The 18,529-nt window shown below is 63.3% G+C and carries 16 protein-coding genes; 11 read left to right on the top strand and 5 right to left on the bottom strand.

Annotated features, from left to right (window positions below; all coding sequences use genetic code 11):
• Window position 1: 1 nt before the first annotated feature.
• Genes J2X15_RS16295 through J2X15_RS16280 form a run of 4 tightly spaced genes read left to right on the top strand, consistent with a single transcriptional unit; the run spans window position 2 to window position 5,643 of the window.
• Window positions 2–3,154, top strand: coding sequence for an efflux RND transporter permease subunit (locus J2X15_RS16295; protein WP_310344667.1), 3,153 nt, complete (start codon window positions 2–4; stop codon window positions 3,152–3,154).
• A gap of 43 nt (window positions 3,155–3,197) precedes the next feature.
• On the top strand, window positions 3,198–3,851 hold the full coding sequence (locus J2X15_RS16290; protein ID WP_310344664.1) for a protein-L-isoaspartate O-methyltransferase family protein: 654 nt from the start codon (window positions 3,198–3,200) through the stop codon (window positions 3,849–3,851).
• A 41-nt stretch (window positions 3,852–3,892) separates the two neighbouring features.
• A complete protein-coding gene (locus J2X15_RS16285; protein WP_310344663.1) occupies window positions 3,893–4,234 on the top strand; it encodes a rhodanese-like domain-containing protein in 342 nt (113 codons plus the stop codon).
• A 56-nt stretch (window positions 4,235–4,290) separates the two neighbouring features.
• Window positions 4,291–5,643 (top strand): TolC family outer membrane protein, encoded by a 1,353-nt coding sequence (locus J2X15_RS16280; RefSeq protein ID WP_310344660.1) that lies wholly within the window; start codon window positions 4,291–4,293, stop codon window positions 5,641–5,643.
• Here J2X15_RS16280 and J2X15_RS16275 read toward each other — a convergent pair.
• Genes J2X15_RS16275 through J2X15_RS16265 form a run of 3 tightly spaced genes read right to left on the bottom strand, consistent with a single transcriptional unit; the run spans window position 5,633 to window position 9,386 of the window.
• Complete coding sequence (locus J2X15_RS16275) at window positions 5,633–6,943, bottom strand: 3-deoxy-D-manno-octulosonic acid transferase (RefSeq protein WP_310344657.1); 1,311 nt, start codon at window positions 6,941–6,943, stop codon at window positions 5,633–5,635. The two genes, J2X15_RS16280 and J2X15_RS16275, sit on opposite strands and share 11 nt — an antisense overlap.
• A complete protein-coding gene (waaC, locus tag J2X15_RS16270) occupies window positions 6,940–8,013 on the bottom strand; it encodes a lipopolysaccharide heptosyltransferase I (RefSeq protein ID WP_310344655.1) in 1,074 nt (357 codons plus the stop codon). The genes J2X15_RS16275 and waaC overlap by 4 nt, the downstream gene beginning before the upstream one ends.
• A complete protein-coding gene (locus J2X15_RS16265) occupies window positions 8,010–9,386 on the bottom strand; it encodes a phosphomannomutase/phosphoglucomutase (RefSeq protein WP_310344653.1) in 1,377 nt (458 codons plus the stop codon). The genes waaC and J2X15_RS16265 overlap by 4 nt, the downstream gene beginning before the upstream one ends.
• 116 nt (window positions 9,387–9,502) lie before the next feature.
• On the opposite strand from J2X15_RS16265, the gene J2X15_RS16260 reads away from it, so the two are divergent.
• From J2X15_RS16260 to J2X15_RS16250, 3 genes are read left to right on the top strand one after another with little or no spacing between them, the layout of a single operon-like run.
• The gene (locus J2X15_RS16260; protein WP_310344651.1) at window positions 9,503–11,068 is read left to right on the top strand and encodes an Ada metal-binding domain-containing protein; all 1,566 of its coding nucleotides are present in this window, start codon (window positions 9,503–9,505) and stop codon (window positions 11,066–11,068) included.
• A 49-nt stretch (window positions 11,069–11,117) separates the two neighbouring features.
• Window positions 11,118–11,612 carry a methylated-DNA--[protein]-cysteine S-methyltransferase gene (locus J2X15_RS16255; RefSeq protein WP_310344649.1) on the top strand — a complete coding sequence of 165 codons (495 nt, stop codon included), beginning with the start codon at window positions 11,118–11,120 and terminating at the stop codon, window positions 11,610–11,612.
• On the top strand, window positions 11,609–12,523 hold the full coding sequence (locus tag J2X15_RS16250) for a DMT family transporter (protein ID WP_310344647.1): 915 nt from the start codon (window positions 11,609–11,611) through the stop codon (window positions 12,521–12,523). Before J2X15_RS16255 ends, J2X15_RS16250 begins: the two co-directional genes overlap by 4 nt.
• On the opposite strand, the gene J2X15_RS16245 is transcribed toward J2X15_RS16250, so the two are convergent.
• Entirely contained in the window at window positions 12,501–13,160 is a 660-nt protein-coding gene (locus J2X15_RS16245; RefSeq protein WP_310344645.1) for a DUF1345 domain-containing protein, read from the bottom strand. The genes J2X15_RS16250 and J2X15_RS16245 overlap by 23 nt on opposite strands.
• A gap of 143 nt (window positions 13,161–13,303) precedes the next feature.
• On the opposite strand from J2X15_RS16245, the gene J2X15_RS16240 reads away from it, so the two are divergent.
• Complete coding sequence (locus J2X15_RS16240; protein ID WP_310344642.1) at window positions 13,304–13,975, top strand: glycine zipper 2TM domain-containing protein; 672 nt, start codon at window positions 13,304–13,306, stop codon at window positions 13,973–13,975.
• Window positions 13,976–14,198: 223 nt separating this feature from the next.
• Here J2X15_RS16240 and J2X15_RS16235 read toward each other — a convergent pair whose 3' ends face one another.
• Window positions 14,199–15,950, bottom strand: a complete 1,752-nt coding sequence (locus J2X15_RS16235) for a putative bifunctional diguanylate cyclase/phosphodiesterase (RefSeq protein ID WP_310344639.1) — start codon at window positions 15,948–15,950, stop codon at window positions 14,199–14,201.
• A 473-nt stretch (window positions 15,951–16,423) separates the two neighbouring features.
• Between J2X15_RS16235 and J2X15_RS16230 the strand changes: the two genes are divergently transcribed.
• The 3 genes from J2X15_RS16230 to J2X15_RS16220 all read left to right on the top strand — a co-directional run bounded on the left by J2X15_RS16230 (window position 16,424) and on the right by J2X15_RS16220 (window position 18,477).
• Window positions 16,424–16,639 carry a hypothetical protein gene (locus J2X15_RS16230; RefSeq protein ID WP_310344637.1) on the top strand — a complete coding sequence of 72 codons (216 nt, stop codon included), beginning with the start codon at window positions 16,424–16,426 and terminating at the stop codon, window positions 16,637–16,639.
• A 12-nt stretch (window positions 16,640–16,651) separates the two neighbouring features.
• A complete protein-coding gene (locus tag J2X15_RS16225; protein ID WP_310344634.1) occupies window positions 16,652–17,635 on the top strand; it encodes a DUF6976 family protein in 984 nt (327 codons plus the stop codon).
• Between the two features lie 416 nt (window positions 17,636–18,051).
• On the top strand, window positions 18,052–18,477 hold the full coding sequence (locus J2X15_RS16220) for a single stranded DNA-binding domain-containing protein (protein ID WP_310344631.1): 426 nt from the start codon (window positions 18,052–18,054) through the stop codon (window positions 18,475–18,477).
• Window positions 18,478–18,529: the final 52 nt, after the last annotated feature.

Raw genomic sequence — 18,529 nt, 5'->3', positions numbered from 1 at the left:
CATGTGGTTTACCAAAGTCAGCCTGAAGAACCCGGTGTTCGCCACCATGGTCATGCTGGCCCTGGTGGTGCTGGGCTTGTTCTCGCTGCAGCGCCTGCAGGTAGACCAGTTCCCCAACATCGACTTTCCCGTGGTGGTGGTGATCGCGGATTACCCCGGCGCCGCGCCCGAAATCGTGGAGAGCGAAGTCTCCAAGAAGATCGAGGAAGGCGTGAACTCGATCGCCGGCATCAAGGCGCTGACCTCACGCAACTACGAAGGCCAGTCGGTGGTCGTCATCGAGTTCGGCCTGCACATCGATGGCCGCAAGGCTGCTGAGGATGTGCGCGAGAAAGTGGCCTCGGTGAAGCCGAATTTGCGCACGGAAGTGAAAGAGCCCCGCGTGCTGCGCTTTGACCCGGCGGCGCGTGCCATCTGGTCGGTGGCCGTGCTGCCCGACACCGCAGCGGGTGCCAAAGCCCCCAGCGCGGTGGAGCTGACCAACTGGTCTGAGCAAACCCTGAAGAAGCGCCTGGAAAATGTGCGCGGCGTGGGCTCGGTCACCGTAGTGGGCGGCACCCGGCGCGAACTGAACCTGTACCTGAACCCCCGGGCGCTCGAAGCCTTTGGCATCACGCCCGACCAGGTGGTCAGCGCGGTGCGCAATGAAAACCAGGACGTGCCCGTAGGCACCATCCACTCCAATCAGCAGGAGCGTGTGATCCAGATTGCCGGGCGCATGGAGCGGCCAGAAGACTTTGGCAAGATCATCGTGGCCCGCAAAAACGGCGCGCCTGTGCTGCTGCAGCAGCTGGCCCGCATTTCTGACGGTGCGCAGGAAGTCGACAACCTCGCGCTGTACAACGGCCAGCGCACCCTGCTGCTGAACGTGCAAAAGTCGCAGGACGAGAATACGATTGCCGTGGTGGACGGCCTGGCCAAGACACTGGCCGAGATGCAGAAGCAGCTGCCCCCTGGCGTGCGGCTGGAACCCATCATGGACGGCTCGCGCCAGATCCGCGTGTCGGTGGAGAACGTGCGGCGTACGCTGATCGAGGGAGCGGTACTGACCGTACTCATCGTGTTCCTGTTCCTGAACTCCTGGCGCTCCACGGTCATCACCGGCCTCACGCTGCCCATCGCGCTGATTGGCACCTTCCTGTTCATGAACCTGTTTGGCTTCACCATCAACATGATCACGCTGATGGCGCTCTCGCTGTGCGTGGGCTTGCTGATCGACGATGCCATCGTGGTGCGCGAAAACATCGTGCGCCATGTGCAGATGGGCAAGAGTGCCTTTGATGCATCCATGGACGGCACGCAGGAAATCGGCCTGGCCGTGCTGGCCACCACGCTGTCCATCGTGGCGGTGTTCCTGCCCATCGGTTTCATGGGCGGCATCATCGGCAAGTTCTTCCACGAGTTCGGCATCACCATCGTGGCCGCGGTGATGATTTCCATGTTTGTGAGCTTCACGCTGGACCCCATGCTCTCCAGCATCTGGCATGACCCCAGCATTGAAGCGCACGGCCGTCGGGACCAGTCCGTCACGTTCTACGACAAAACCATTGGCCGGGTCACCGGCCTGTTTGATCGCGGCACCGACTGGTTGGGCGATGCCTACCAGACCATCCTGCGCTGGTCGCTGGTCCACAAGCTGGCCACCGTGTTACTGGCTGTGGGCATCTTTGTGCTCAGCATCTTCATGGTGCCGCTGCTGGGTACCGAATTTGTGCCGAAGTCAGACTTTTCCGAAACTTCACTTAACTTTTACACACCGGTGGGATCATCGCTGGAAGTGACCGAGGCACGGGCCAAGCAGGTCGAAACCATCATCCGTGAATTCCCCGAAGTGCGCTACACACTGACCACCATCAACACCGGCAACGCCCAGGGCAAGATGTACGCCAGCATCTATGTGCGCCTGGTGGACCGCAAGGCCCGCACGCGCGGCGTGGACGCCATGTCCGTGTTGCTGCGCGACCGCCTGCGCCAGGTGCCTGGCATTACCGTAACCCACGTGGGCCTGCTGGACTCGGTGGGCGGCAACAAGCAGATCCAGTTCTCCATCCTCGGGCCCGATACCGGTGAACTGGAGCGCCTGACCCAGCTGGCCATCGACAAGGTGCGGCCAGTTGTCGGCTTGGTGGACCTGGATTCCAGTGTGAAGCCCAACAAGCCCACGCTGGACGTGCAGGTGCAGCGCGATGCCGCCTCCGACCTGGGTGTGGGCGTGGGCCAAATTGGCACAGCCCTGCGCACCCTGGTGGCCGGGCAAACCGTGGGCAACTGGCGCGCGCCGGATGACCAAACCTACGACGTCAACGTGCGCCTGGCGCCCGAAGCCCGCGCCAGCGCGCTGGACATGGAGCGCATTCCCTTTGCACTGGGCACCAATGCCGATGGCAGCCAGCGCATCGTGCGCCTGAACCAGGTGGCCAAAGTGGTCGAGTCCACCGGCCCCAACCAGATCAACCGCCGCGACCTGACGCGCGAGGTGTCCTTCAGCGCCAACGTGTCAGGCCGATCGGCGGGTGAAGTGTCGGCCGACATCAAGACCGCCATGGACAGCATTGCCCTGCCCCCGGGCTACAGCTACCAGTTCAGCGGCTCCACCAAAGACATGGCCGAGTCGTTTGCCTATGCGGTGTCGGCGCTGGCCATGGCCATCATTTTTATTTACATGATTTTGGCCAGCCAGTTCAAGAGCTTTTTGCAACCGCTGGCGCTGATGACGGCGCTACCGCTTACGCTGATTGGTGTGGTGCTGGCGCTGATGATCTTCAACTCCACGCTGTCGATGTTCTCCATCATCGGCGTGGTGATGCTCATGGGCCTGGTGACCAAGAACGCGATTTTGCTGGTGGACTTTGCCATCCGCGCACGTGAGGACGGTATGGAGCGGTCTGAGGCCCTGCTGCTGGCCGCCAAGGTGCGCCTGCGCCCGATTCTGATGACCACGCTAGCCATGATTTTTGGCATGGTGCCGCTGGCGTTTGCGCTGACCGAAGGGTCTGAGACCCGCGCCCCCATGGGCCAGGCTGTGATTGGCGGGGTCATCACCTCCTCGCTGCTGACGCTGGTGGTGGTGCCCGTGGTGTACTGCTACATGGACGATCTGGCCCAATGGGCCAAGCGCCTGTGGGGCAGCGCTCCCAGCACCCTGGCCCCGTAAAATTTGGCCCTTTGCCGACCGTAATTCCGAAGGAGAGAGAACGATGAACTTTGCCCAAGCCCGCTTCAACATGATTGAGCAGCAGATCCGCCCCTGGAACGTGCTCGACACCGACGTGCTGGAACTGCTGAGCACGGTACCGCGCGAGGATTTTGTTCCCAAGGCCCACCAGCTGCTGGCCTTTGCCGACCTGGAAATTCCGCTGCCTGGCGGCCAGTGCATGCTGGCCCCGCGCCTGGAAGCGCGCCTGCTGCAAGACCTGGCCATCCAGCCGCACGAGTCGGTGCTGGAAATCGGTGCCGGTTCCGGCTTCATGGCGGCGCTGCTGGCCCACCGCGCCCACCACGTGCTGAGCATTGACCTGGTACCCGAACTGGTCACCCTGGCGCGCGCCAACCTGGCTGCCGCTGGCATCAACAACGTGACCGTGCGCGAGGCCGATGGCGCCAAGCTGGCCACCGGCGAAGGTAACTTTGATGTCATCCTGCTCAGCGGCTCTGTCACCCAGGTGCCGCAGGACCTGCTGCAACGCCTGAATGTAGGTGGCCGCCTGGCGGCTGTGGTGGGCGATGAGCCGCAGATGCGCGCCACCTTTGTTACCCGCACCAGCACTACCGATTTCCGCACCACCCAGCCCTGGGATGTGAATGCCCCCCGACTGCAGCACTTTGCCGAGCCTTCGCGCTTTTCTTTCTAACCTGCCCTCTAACCCGCTAGTTCACGCTGTGCGCCCTGCCCATGATTGACCAAGTCCGCCCTTCCCAACTTACACCCTGGTTTGCCAGCGTGGCCGAGCACGGCGCGCCGCTGGTACTGGACGTGCGCGAGCCGCACGAACTGGCCGTTGCCAGCGTGCAAGCCGACGGGTTTGAGCTGCTGGCCATTCCCATGGGCACGGTGCCGCAGCGACTCACTGAGCTAGATGCTTCCAGGCCTGTGGCCTGCCTGTGCCACCACGGCGCACGCAGCATGCAGGTGGCTATGTTTCTCCACAGCCACGGGTTCACCCACGTGGCCAATATTGCCGGCGGCATTGACGCCTGGTCGGCAGAGCGCGACGCCAGCGTGGCGCGCTACTGAACCGGCGTCATTCCCCACCCGATAGTTCCACCTCCCCGAGCCTGAGAAAGCACTCCATGTCCCGATCTACTGCCTCCACCCACCTGCGCCTGCTACCCCTGTTTGTGGCCATGGCCTCTTGCCTGGCCGCATCCGCGCAGGCCCAAAGCCTGGTTGACCTGTACACCGCCGCGCGCGGCTTTGATGCCACCTACCAGTCGGCCAAGTCGCAGTTCGATGCGACGCTGGCCAAGGCCGACCAGGCCAAGGCCCTGCTGTTGCCCACGGCCAACTTATCGTTGGGCGCCAACACCAACAACCAGGACGTCAACTCGCCGGTGGTCAACCGCAGCTTCAGCTACGACTCCCAGACTGCCACCGTCAGCGCTGCGCAGCCGCTGTACCGCCCCGCCAACAAGGCCAGCTACGACCAGGGCGTGAAGCAGGTCGAACTGGCCAATGCCCAGCTGTTGGCGGCTGAACAGGACTTGATCGTGCGGGTGAGCCAGGCCTACTTTGATGTGCTGGCCGCCAGCGACAGCCTGGCCTTTGTGAAGAGCCAGAAAACGGCGGTGGCCGAACAACTGGCCTCGGCCAAGCGCAACTTTGAAGTGGGCACCTCCACCATCACCGACAGCCGCGAAGCCCAGGCCCGCTACGACCTGGTGATTGCACAGGAACTGGCCGCCGAGAATGACCTGCGCGTCAAGGGCATTGCGCTCAACCAATTGGTGGGCAAGAGCGACGCCGCGCCTAAGCCCCTGGCCGCACCCGTGGTGTTGGCCCCGCTGGAGCCAGCCGATGCAGAAGTCTGGGTGCAACAGTCGGAAGACCAGCACCCCGGCCTGGCCCAACTGAAGGTGGCGCTGGAAGTGGCCAAGCTGGAAACCGCCAAGGCCGAAGCTGGCCACAAACCCACGCTGGACCTGACCGGCAGCTACACCGTGGCCAACAGCCAGAAAGGCAGCTCCAGCGGCCCCACCGCGTATGACACGCGCAGCAATGTGGCCACCGTGGGCCTGGCCTTCAACCTGCCGCTGTTTGCCGGCTTCGCCACGCAAAACCGCATCAAGGAAACCCTGGCGCTGGAAGACAAGGCCCGTACCGATCTGGAAGCCACCCGCCGCAACGTGGCGCAGGGCACGCGCACCGCCTTCTTCGGCGTGCTGTCGGGCCAGGGCCAGGTGAAGGCGTTGGAAGCGGCCGAGGCATCCAGCCAAAGCGCGCTGGACGCCAACAAGCTGGGCTACCAAGTGGGTGTGCGCATCAACATCGACGTGCTGAACTCGCAAAGCCAGCTGTTTGACACCAAGGCCAAGCTGGCCAAGGCGCGCTACGACGTGCTGGTGGGTGGGCTGAAGCTGCGCCAGGCCAATGGCACGCTCAAGGCCGAAGACCTGAGCCCCATCAACAGCCAGCTCACGAACTGAGCGTCAGCACCGCGGCCACGGCCTGCGCGGTGCGCAGTGCCGCACCGCGGTGGGCTGCGCCCAGGCCCAAGGCGGCCTGCTGCGCTTGGGCCAGCGCCGCGTCGTCGTGCAGCATCGCAGTTGCACGGTCCAAGGCCTGCGCCAGATCGGCACAGGCAAACGCCGCACCGGCCTCGGCTGCCAACTGCGCGGCCTCTGCAAAGTTGTAGGTGTGCGGCCCCATGAACACGGGCACGCCGCAGGCCGCCGCTTCAATCAGGTTTTGCCCACCCAGGCGCGCAAAGCTGCCACCCAGGAGTGCCGCTTGGGCCAGGCCAAAGTACAGCGCCATCTCTCCCAACGAATCGCCCAGCCACACATCCGCCACCACGGGCGTATCGCCCCACTGGCTGCGGCGCGCAACCGTGTAGCCCGCGGCGGTGAACAGCGCAGCGACATCGTCAAAGCGCTGCGGGTGGCGTGGCACGATCAACCACTGCACACCGGATGCTATGGTTTCAGGAGCTGTTGGCGCATATTTCACGGGGGCTAGAGGCCTATTTCGCTTCAAAACCTCCAGCAGCATCGCCTCTTCCCCCTCGCGCGAACTGGCAAACATCAGCACGGGATACGCAGCCGCAGCGCGCCACGCGAGCCCCTGGGCCAGCAGCGCCGCATTGGGCGTGGCGTCAAACTTGAAATTGCCGAACACGCCGCGCACTGGCGCGCCCAGTTGCTGCAGACGATCCGCATCGGCCAGGGACTGCGCCCACACCGCATGCAAAGCCCGGTAGGTGGGGCGGGCCAGCCAGGCTAGGCGCAGCGCCTGGCGCAGGCTCTTTTCGCTCAGGCGCGCATTTACCAGGCACAGCGGCACACCGGCACGCGCACTCTCTGCCACCAAATTGGGCCACAACTCAGTCTCCATGAGCAGACCGATCTGTGGCCGAAAGTACGCAAGGAAACGGTGCACCGCGCCCAACGTGTCCCACGGTTGCCAGACCTGCACATCACCCGGTTGCAGCAGGCTGCGGCCGGCCTCGCGCCCCGTGGCCGTGCCATGCGTGAGCAGCAGGCGCATGCCAGGCAACGCCAGGCGCAACTCCTTCAGCAATGCGACGGCAGCCCGGGTTTCACCCAGCGACACCGCGTGCAGCCAGACCAGCGGGCCTTCGCCGGTGGGAGCAGGCTGCGTGTAGTGGCCAAAGCGTTCGTCCATCTGCTCGCCATACAGCGGCTCGGCCACGGCGCGGCGGCGCAGCTTGCGACGCACCAGCGGCTGCATCAGCCAGGTGGCACAGGAATAGATCGCACGCATCATCGGCACAGCACCGGCGTGGCCAGGCTGTCCCAGGCCTGCCAGACCGCATCCACCGTGGGCTGCGGCTGGCCAAACACGCTGAGCTGGCGCAGCGGCAGGCGCGGCGCGGTGGCCGCGTCGGTGCCAGCCAGCACCTCGGGCCCGGTACGCCAGGCGGTGTCGAAGTTGTAGATCTGCACATGCGGCAAATCCAGCGCCACGGCAATGTGGCTCACGCCACTGTCCACCCCCACCACGCCGGCGCAGTGGGCCAGCGTGTCGGTCATCGCGTCCAGCGCCATGGCGGGCCAGACCCAGGCGTCTTGCAGTTGTTGGGCGATGGCCTCGCTAGTCGCCTTCTCGGCTGCATTGCCATGCGGCAGGGCCACGGCAAAGCCCGCGTGGTTCAGGCGCTGGCCCAGCTCCACCCAGGCAGCCAATGGCCATTCCTTGTCGACGCGCGAGGTGCCATGCACCAGCGCCACCACCGCCTTCTTGGGGGTGAACGGGTTGTCCACCTGGCCAATCGGACCGGGCTGGACGATGGCCAAGTCACCAGGCTTGAGGCCGCACAGCGCGGGGCCCTGCAAGTCATAGCCCAGCGATGCGGCGCACAGGATGCGCGAGCGCTGCACCGCGTGCACATGGGGCTCGATCTCGATAGCCACATCGGCCACCCAGCGTGCCGGGGCCTCAAAGCCCGAGCCTTCCGTTTGGTTGGCCAGACCGTAGCGCTTGCCCTTGGGCGTGGTGCGGGCCAGCCAGGACACCAGCGCCGATTTGCTCAGGCCCTGCAGGTCAATCACCGCATCGTAGGCCTGGGCCTGCAGCTGCGTCTTGAAGGCTTTCCACTCGCGGCGCGTGGTGGTGGCGAAGGGGGCCTTGCGCCAGCGGCGCAGGTCGCAGGCGATCACCTGGCCCACGCCCTCGCAGCGCGCCACCAGCGGCGCAAACGCGCCCTCCACCACCCAGTCGATCTGCGCCTGGGGGTAGGCACGGCGCAGGTCCTGCACCGCGGGCATGGCGTGCACCACGTCGCCCAGCGACGAGAGCTTGACGATCAGAATGCGTTGGATAGTCGCTGCTTTCAATGGGTCACCTTACTCAGTTGGACGTGCGGCAGCACGGTGCGCAGCAGGGCCAGCATGTCGGCCTGGATGCGCTGCAATGCGGCTTCGGTCTGGCCCTCAAAGCGCAGCACCAAAGCGGGGGTGGTGTTGGAGGCGCGCACCAGGCCAAAGCCATCGGGCCAGTCCACACGCAGGCCGTCCACGGTGCTGACTGTGGCCGGTGCTGCGAATTGCGCGTGGGCCACCAACTGCGGCACCACCGCATGCGCCTCTTCGCAGGCCACATGCAGTTCTGGCGTGGAATAGCTGCTGGGTAGGGCCTGCAGCACGGCACCCGCATCGGGCGCACGGCTCAAAATTTCGAGCAGGCGGGCGGCGGCGTAAGTGCCGTCGTCAAAGCCGTACCAGCGCTCCTGGAAGAAGATATGGCCCGTCATTTCGCCGCCCAGCAGTGCGTTCACTTCCCGCATCTTGGCCTTGATCAGCGAATGGCCCGTCTTCCACATCAGCGGCGTGCCACCCGCGGCCTCAATCACGGGAGCCAGCAGCTGCGAGCACTTCACATCAAACACCACGGTGCCGCCGGGCGTGCGCGATAGCGCATCGCGCGCGAACAGCATCATCTGGCGGTCGGCGTAAATGGTGGCTCCATCACGCGTCACCACGCCCAGACGGTCGCCATCGCCATCAAAGGCCAGGCCCAGTTCGGCATCGCCCGCCTGCAGCGCGGCAATGAGGTCCCGCAAGTTCTCGGGCTGGCTAGGGTCGGGGTGGTGGTTGGGAAAGTTGCCATCGACGGTGCTGAACAGCTCCTGCACCTCGCAGCCAATGGCACGCAGCACGCCGGGCGCCGAGGCACCGGCCACGCCGTTGCCACTGTCCACCACGATCTTGATCGGGCGCGCCAATGTGATATCGCCCGCGATGCGTGCCGTGTAGTCGGCCAGCAGCTCCACACTGCGGCAGCTGCCGCCGGACTGCAGCACCCAAGTCTCGGCTTCCATGGTTTGGCGCAGCGCCTGGATGGCGTCGCCATACAGTGCGGCCCCAGCCAGCACCATCTTGAAGCCGTTGTAGTCGCGCGGGTTGTGGCTGCCCGTGACCTGGATGCCACTGCGGCACAGCGTGCTGGTGGCGAAGTACAGCATGGGCGTGGTGACCATACCCACGTCAATGACCTGCACCCCAGTGTCCTGCAGGCCCTCGATAACGGCGGCCACCAGCACGGGGCCGCTCAAACGGCCATCGCGCCCCACGGCCACCGTGGTCTCGCCCCGGGCCATGGCCAGCGTGCCGAAGGCGCGGCCCAGGCCCAGCGCCACGGCGGGCGTGAGGGTGGCGGGCACGATGCCGCGAAGGTCATAAGCCTTGAACAGGCTGGCCGCAACTTGCATGGAGAGAAAGGCACTTTCAGGTTGGCCGTGGATTGTAGGGTGCACCTGTGCACTGCGCCCCAGGCACATGTCCGAAAACGGCGCATTTGTCGCCAACGGCTGCGTATCATGACCCCATGCCCACCCCCACAGTGCCGACCAACGCAGATACCACGACCCATAGCGACCAGGCGAACTACCTGGCGCTGAAGGCGCGCGATGCGCGCTTTGACGGGCGCTTTTTCACGGGCGTGACCAGCACCGGCATCTACTGCCGCCCGGTCTGCAAGGTCCGCACGCCGCGCGCCGAAAACTGCCGCTTCTTCACCCTGGCCTCGCAGGCCGAAGCCGCGGGCTTTCGGCCCTGCATGCGCTGCCGCCCCGAGCTGGCGCCCTCCGCCCTGCATGTACTGGGCGCACGGGCCTGGTCCACGCAAGACGCCTCCGCCATCCTGGCGCGCCAGGCGGCAGGCCTGCTGGACGCGCCGCAGCTGTGGAGCGACGGCTGCCCCAGCATGGCGCAAACCGCCCAGCGCCTGGGCGTGAGCGAACGCCACCTGCGCCGCATCTTCGAGACACACTGGGGCGTCTCACCCCTGCAGTATTTGCAGACGCGCCGCCTGCTGACGGCCAAGCAGCTGCTGACGGACACACATCTGCCCATCGCCCAGGTGGCGGCGCTCAGCGGCTTTGCCAGCGTGCGGCGCTTCAACACCGTGTTTGCCGAGCAATACCGCTTTCAGCCCCGTGCACTGCGCAAGGCGGGTAGCGATGCCGAGGGCACAGTGCCCGCGGACCACAGCGGCGTGCGCTGCAAACTGGCCTACCGTCCGCCGCTGGACGCCACGGCGCTGTTGCAGTTCTTTGCCACGCGCGCGCTGGACGGCGTGGAGCACGTGGACCTGCCCACCCACACGCTGGCCCGCACCCTGGCACTGGACTGGGCGGGCCAACACCTGCAGGGCTGGGTGCAGCTACGCGTGGACGAGGTCCGCTGTGAGGTGCAGGCCCTGGTCAGCGAATCACTGATCGCCGCCCTGCCCCTGGTGCTGGTGCGCCTGCGTGCGCTGCTGGACCTGGACGCTGACCCCAACGCCATCCACGCGGTGCTGAGCCCGAGCTTTCCGAACAGCGCGGGCCTGCGCGTGCCCGGCACGCTGGATGGCTTTGAGCTGGCCGTGCGTGCCGTGCTGGGCCAGCAGATCACGGTGCAGGCCGCGCGCACGCTGGGTGCGCGGCTGGTGGCGCGCTTTGGTGCGCCGCTGGCCACTCCTGTGACCGGACTCACGCACCTGTTTCCTACACCACAGGTGCTGCGCCATGCCAGTGACGATGACTTGGGCCAGCTTGGCATCGTGCGCCAGCGGCAGAACGCCATCCGCGCGCTGGCCGCCGCCATGGCCGATGGCGCGCTGGTGCTGAACCCCAGCGCCGACGTGCCCGGCACGGTGGCAGCTCTGCAGGCATTGCCGGGCTTGGGTCCCTGGACCGCGCAATACATCGCCATGCGCGCGCTGCGCTGGCCCGACGCGTTTCCGGCCGGTGATGTGGCGCTGCAAAAAGCGCTGGGCGTGCGGGACGCCAAGCGCCCTGCGCTGGCTGCAGAGCAAGCATCACACGCCTGGCAACCGTGGCGCAGCTACGCCACGGTGCGCGCCTGGTCGGGCAACCACGTCGATCCATCCACCACAGAGACGCTATGAAAACCATAGCTTCTTGCGCATATTCCACGGGGGCTACAGGCCTATTTGTATGAAATATCCATCTACCACCACCCGCAGCACCCTGCGCAGCCCGCTGGGCACCATCATCCTGGCGGCCACCGACACCGCACTCGTCGGCCTGTGGTTTGACGGGCAAAGCCACCAGCCCGATACCAGCATCTGGCCACAAACGACCAAGCACCCCGTGATGCAGACTGCTGGCGATCAATTGCAGCAGTACTTCGCGAAAGAGCGCACGGTGTTTGACCTGCCGCTGGACCTGTCGGGCGGCACCGCTTTTCAGCAACAGGTGTGGGCACAGTTGCGGGCCATTGCCAGTGGCGCCACCGTCAGCTACGGCCACATTGGCCAGCAGATGCGCAACCCGCTGGCAGTACGGGCGGTGGGTGCGGCTGTGGGGCGCAACCCCATCAGCATCATCGTGCCCTGCCACCGCGTGCTGGGTGCCAATGGCGCGCTCACCGGCTACGCCGGCGGCCTGGACCGTAAGGTGGCCCTGCTGCAACTTGAAAGCCTTGTGTGACTGAACCGACCTCTTCTTCCCCTTCGCACACCCCCGCCTGGGTGCGAGACTTTTTGTTGTTGGCCGCCATCTGGGGCTCGTCTTTTTTGTTCATGCGCTTGGGCGCGGTGGAGTTTGGCGCGCTGCCCACGGCCGGTGTGCGCGTCGGCATTGCCGCACTGTTTTTGCTGCCATTGCTCGCCTACAAGGGGCAGGTGGTCACACTGCGCCAGCACTGGAAGCTGCTGTTCGCCGTGGGCGTAATGAACTCGGCCATTCCGTTTGCCTGCCTGTCGTTTGCGCTGCTGTCCATCTCCACGGGCTTGTCGTCCATCCTGAATGCCACGGTGCCGCTGTTTGGCGCCGCGGTCGCTTGGCTGTGGCTGAAAGACCGGCCACACGGCATGCGCATTCTGGGCCTGCTCATCGGTTTTCTAGGCGTGGCGCTGCTGGCCTGGAACAAGGCCAGCTTCAAGCCCAATGCCGAAGGCGTGTCCACCGGCTGGGCCGTGTTGGCCTGCCTTGCGGCGTGCTTCTTCTACGGTTTCTCGGCCAGCTTTGCGCGGCGCTACTTGGCCGGTGTGCCCTCGTTGGTGCTGGCCACCGGCAGCCAGTTGGGTGCCACGCTGGGCCTGGCGCCACTGGCCTGGTACTTCTGGCCGGACCACACGGTGAGCGCCAAGGCCTGGCTGGCCGTGCTGGCGCTGGGCGTGGTGTGCACCGGCATTGCCTACATTCTTTACTTCCGCTTGATCGAACGCGCCGGGCCGGCCAAGGCGCTGGCTGTGACCTTTGCCGTGCCGGTGTTTGCCGTGTTCTACGGCGTGGTGCTGCTGGGCGAGGTGGTCACCCCGTGGATGGTGGGCTGCGGCCTGGTGATTTTGCTGGGGACTTCGCTATCCACCGGCATCATTGGATCGCGCCGGCCATGACGTTGATGGACAGCGCCAGCACCAGCATGTTGAATCCAAAGGCACTCACGCTGTGCATCAGGGTCAGGCGGCGCATATGGCGCGCGGTGACCACCACATCCGACACCTGCGAGGTCATACCCACCACGTGGGCGTAGTACATGAAATCAAAGTAATCCGGCGGCAACTTGCCCGGAAACTCCAGCCCCGCGCCCCGCGGATGGCCGCGCAGCTCTTCCTGGTAGTACACATGGGCGTAGCGGAACGCAAAGATGGTTTGCATCAGCAACCAGGTGGACGCCAGCGCCAGCATGCTCAGACCCAAGTGCGCCGCGCGCTGCGCGCCCGACAGGTCCTTGACGTGCAGCAGCATCAGCGCGATGGCCGCAAAGCTGGCGAATACCGAGAGCAATAGCAGCGCAAACAGCATCATGCCTGGTTGGTCCTGCGCTTGCGCGCGAGCCCGCGTGCGCTGCGCATCAAACTCTACGGCCAGCCACCACGACAACACCAGATAGGCGCTGGCGCCCACGGTCCAGGCCAGCAGGGCCCGTGACGGTGCGCCAATCGGCAGCGGCAGCACCGCCATCAAGCCGCCCGCGATGGCGCCATAGACCAGGCGCTGATGCCCTGTGGTTTCAGAGAAGTGTTTGCGCATAAGCCATTGTCGTCGTGTTGCGCCGCAACATGAAATGGGGTGGCCGCAGCTTTACATGAACCCTGTCAACGGGCGGCAGAAGGGAGCGCGTTAAAGAGTGAGTTTGCCTATTCCAACTACACAAAGCCGTTGAAAACCACACCATGACACCCCTTGCCAAAACCCTTGTGTCCTCCTTCGTCCTGGCCTTGGGCGGTACGTGCCTTGCGCAGGCCCAGCCCCAGGACGTGGGGCGCGTGCTCTCATCCACACCGGTACAGCAGCAAGTGGCCATGCCACGCCAGGTGTGTTCCAACCAGCAAGTGGCGGTGCAGCCACAAAAATCAGGCGCCGGTGCGGTCATGGGTGCCATTGCGGGCGGCGCCATGGGGAATGCTGTCGGCCGCGGCTCTGGCCAGGCGGCCGCCACGGTGATCGGGTTGATTGGTGGCGCCATCGTGGGCAACCGTATTGAGGGCAATCCCGAGCCACAAGTGCAGACCGTACAAACCTGCAGCACGCAAAACTTTTACGAGAACCGCACCGTGGCCTACAACGTGGTCTACGAATATGCGGGCAGGCAGTATTCGGTGCAAATGCCCAACGACCCAGGCCCCACCATCCCGCTGTCGGTAGCCCCAATAGGCGCTAGCCCACAGCAAGAGATGCCCCCCGCCTATGCGGCGGCACCGCCGCAGCCCGTCTACACCCAGCCACCCGTGGTCGTGATGTCGCAACCGGTGTACCCCATCTACTACACGCGGCCCTACTACCCGCCCGTCAACCTGCACTTTGGATACGGCTGGGGCTGGGGTGGGCATCACCACTGGCGCTGAACCGATCACCGCCCAAAATACCCAAAGACACAACCTAGCGCTGCAACAGGGTTGTATCGCGGTCGCCAAGACCATTGGGGCGCAGCAGTCCGTATGGGGGTTCAGCGCAATTCGACACGATGAGCCATCATCGGCATAAAAACTCGCCCGCAGTTCGACGCTGTCACGTTACCCGTTCGACGATTCGTCCGGTGAGAGCACGCTGCTTAGCCGCACCGCTGTATCAAACGGCAAGAAGCTGCTGGGATCGTTGCAACATCGCACTGATTTCCCCAGCGGACACTGCTTTGGAAAACAGCCATCCTTGGTAGTAGTTGCAGCCATGTGCGCGCAGAAACTCCAACTGACTCTGGGTTTCAACCCCTTCCGCAACGACCTCAAGGCTCATTATGTGGGCCAACACCAAAATGGCTTTCACCAATGCGGCATCTGTTTTGCGTTGTGTGATCGGTTGGACAAAAGAGCGGTCAATTTTCAAGCGGGAAATCGGAAAGTCGCGTATGTAGGCCAGCGACGAATGCCCGGTACCAAAATCATCCAGAGCGACCGCCACACCCAGCCCGGAAAGCTCGGTCAGTAGCGCTTTCGTTTGCTGCGGGTCTGTCATCGCCTCAGACTCTGTAATCTCCAGTTCGATCAGATGCGGCGGCAAGCCTGCCTCCCGGATTCGCCGCTGTACCTGTTCGGACAAGTCGGGTTGACGGAACTGACGTGCGGATATATTGACGGCGACCCGGATCGGAAAGCCTGCCCGAAACCAAATCGCAGCCTGCCGGCAGGCACTGTCCAGCACCCAGTTACCCAGTGGAATGATCAAACCCGTTTCTTCCGCGATGGACAGGAATCGATCGGGTGGCATATCCCCGAGCTCTTCGTCCGTCCAGCGCAACAGCGCCTCGACACCCACAATGGCACCGGTCACCACATCGATCTGCGGCTGGTAATGAAGTTCAAGGGTATTGGTTCTGATCGCCGTTTCAAGTCGGTCCTGGATTCGTACTCGTTCTGCTACCCGCGCCGCCATGCTGACAGAGTACAGGGCGTAGCGCCCCCCTCCCTCAGCCTTTGCGCGGAACATGGCCATGTTGGCGCAGCGCATCAGTGTTTCCGCGTCCTTTGCGTCGTCAGGGTAGATCGCAATACCAACGCTGCCGCTCAGGCGGATCTTCTGACCCTCCACGCTGCAGGGCTGCTCCAGCCGATACCCCAGCGTGTCAGCTACCGCAACTGCCTCCGTCGGCATGCTGAGTCCGTTCAACAGAACGACAAATTCATCACCGCTCAGCCGAGCGACGGTGTCGCACGGACGCACGCTTTCAGCGATGCGTTGGGACGCCTCAATCAGGACCTTGTCTCCGAGGCTATGCCCATGGAGGTCCTTGACCGACTTGAAGTCATCCAGGTCAATCATCAACACAGCCAGTTGCGTCTGGTTCTGTCTTGCCTGCAAGAGCGCGTGCCCCAGGTGTTGGCCTAGCATCCAACGATTCGGCATGCCGGTGAGGGCATCTCGTGTTGCCTGGAATTGCATTTGCTTCTGAAGCAACTTGATGCCTGAGATATCCCGCACAAAAACGATCGTTGCAGTTGCGCCGTGCGCCACGCACTGGCTCAATGCGATGTCCACGGCTACAGATGTGCCATCCTTGTGTTGTAGGCAAAGATCCTTGACCATTCCCATCGGGCGACGCACAGGATTGCTACCAAAGCGACGGGAGCTCTCTTTGTGGCGCGCCCGCAATTCTGCGGGCAGAAGAATCTCCACCGGGTGGCCCACGAGTTCAGATTCGGAGTACCCAGAGATGTTCTCCATGGCCTGGTTCGTGAGCAAAATAATGCCCTCCAGATTCACCAGCAAAACCCCATCGGGGGCCGATGCAATGATCTCTGGTGCCCATGTGTCCATCGAATGTTCCGCATCCCCTGCCAAGACGTCCTGGGCGCAGAAGTCTGTCAGGGGGCTATTGCGAGTCATGGCTGAACTCGCAGGGATGGGGCCGTCTTCCAGTCTATGTGTGCGCAGGAGCACCGGCGCCGTTGTCTAGATTTGAAACGACAAATCACCAAGCTCCCAGTCTCTCGATGTTGCTGCATATGTTGCCTCCTGGGGCGGGTAGTCCGATGCCACCTACCGATGTTTCTATCTTCATCAGCAAAGACCTGATTGGATTTGATTTCGATCAAAGTCCCACTTGAAATTCAACTCCATGCATAGCAACCGGTTTTAGCGAAACACAACGAGCGCCACTTGCCAAGCGCATCTCCGGCGCAATTCATCAGTACAAAATTTGCGCGTCCTTTTGATCCAGCACAAATGGCTGAAGGCGCTCAGCAAGCACCATCATGTTGCGGCTCGCAGGCCGGTAGCGACCTCTTCACAAATACTAGGCGCGACGGATGCGACACCGTATGTCAGTCCACCTAGCCATCAAAAACGGAGATATCCCTATGACTGTTCCCGGCCCCAACCATCCATGCTGGCAGCGCCTTGCCGGCGGCACCCTGTCGCGGCTGAAGACGCAGCACCTGGGAACCCAGCTAATGACCAAGCGCATCGAGCGCAGCACCGACCCCATCTCCGTCAAGGCAGGTGAACTCCACGCGTACTTTGCCAGATGGGAGCGTGCACTGCCCAACGAAGTCCAACAACTTGCAACCCTCTGATCGGAAGTCACCATGAACGAACTCATCTCCATCGGCGCTGCAGCCGAACTGATCCGCAGCGGTGCTTCACTCAGCCTGGCCGGCCCCGAGTCGGCCCTGGACCAATTGCCCACGGGCAACTGGATCGGCGGCACCATTCCCTACTTCATGGTCGTCGGCGGCGGCACCGTAGTGACCGAAGGCAAGGTGTTCGCCACCGACCTGTCCCATCTCGGTGAAGTCCACATCGCCTGCTATGGTCCCGATGCCTTGGCGGGGATCGTGAAAAATGCGCCGGACAACGGTTTTTCCCTGACCATCATTCCCGCAGGCGGCCAGTGCCACCAACGCTATGCTGCTGAGGCTTCGAACAACCCCGACGCGTTCCTTAAACCCACGGTGGGCTGGATTTCTGGCGTGCACCTGTCCGACCTGGGCCGTATCTGTCCCAAGGTCTACGATGGCCGCACCGCGACCAAGTACGAAGACCGCGCAGTGGTAGCCTATGTCGGGCTTCCCGCCGACAAAATGGCCTCGCTGGAAATCGTCAACCTGTTTGAACCCGATGATGGCGATGTGCTGCGTTTCAGCGAAACCTCGTTCCAGGTCCGCGAGTGTGAAGTCAATGGCGAACGGGTCGACTTGGCCCAGTACCTGCGCAGTCGCGGGCTGGACCACGGCAAGCTGCCGCTGGTGGGTGACTTCGCCGGTGCGCACGTCAACGTATCTCTGCAAAGCATCGACGACGCCAAGGGCCTGGTCAACCTGTACGCGCCAGTGTTTCCGGGGGTGGACTACCACTTGGCCAAACCGGTGCCCGACTATGCCGGAGCCTTCCGCGCCCGCCTAGCCGAGGTGGACCCCGCCGGGGTGGTACTGGGCTGCAACTGCATCCTGAACTTCCTCTACGGCGAACTCGAAGGCAAGGCCATCGGTGGCGTGCAAGGCCCGGTAACCTTTGGCGAAATTGCCTACCAGTTACTGAACCAAACCCTGGTGATGATCCGCATCGCCTGATGCTAGATGCGACGCAAAACCCTTCAACTACCTAGGTAGAGACAGGCGCTTCATCGGATGGCTAGAGTGGGCTACTCAGCTTGACCAAAGAAAAAGCCCTTGCATTTGCATGCAAGGGCTTCTCAATTTGGCGGAGTGGACGGGACTATCCCCACCCACTCGCAAGACCTTGTTTCTATTGCAATTTTTGAATCTGCGGTGTTGCAGAATGGTACCGTAACCTGTGTAGCAGGTCAAACAGCAAGTCTGAAATGCCGACTTCATCTTAATCGACGCTGCCCCCTCATGGTGCACCACCGTTGACGTCCATACATCAGCTCTCACGCTGAGAAAGCACTGGACATAGTCCCACCCGAATCACGTCGCTATACGTTCTCAGATGGCACTTGCCATCCCATTTAATTGAGGACAAACACATGCAGGTATTCGGCAACATCGCAAAAAATCCAGAGCGCAAGGTGTCAAAAACCACCCAGCGCGGGTATTACGAGATGAGGCTAGCTGAGAGCCAACGGGGCATAGATTCTTCCCCCACTTTTTATACGGTGCGCGTCATGAAGGACGTCGACCCCCAATTGGAAAAAGGGGACTTCGTTCGGGTCACCGGCAAGCTCAAGGCCGACTTTTATATGAGCCGCGAAGGCAAACCCACCGGGAATCTCCTGGTGATTGCGTTCGAGGCCCAGAAGATTGCCAAGCCGGCGGCCCTGATGGCTGACTTACAGGCACAAGCACAGGCCCAAGAAAAAAAAAGGTCGACCGGCGAAGCTGTCACCTCACCCGAGGAGCCAGTCAGCGTTGTGCAGCGCGTACCTACCAACAACGACGGTTGGTACGACTGACGCGAAACCGTCGCTATCGAGAAGGACCCATCGTCCAGTGATTCGGAAAGCC

Origin of the sequence: Rhodoferax saidenbachensis, assembly GCF_031457975.1 — a bacterium.
Classification (GTDB): domain Bacteria; phylum Pseudomonadota; class Gammaproteobacteria; order Burkholderiales; family Burkholderiaceae_C; genus Allorhodoferax; species Allorhodoferax saidenbachensis_A.
This window is presented reverse-complemented; position numbering and strand designations above follow the sequence as displayed.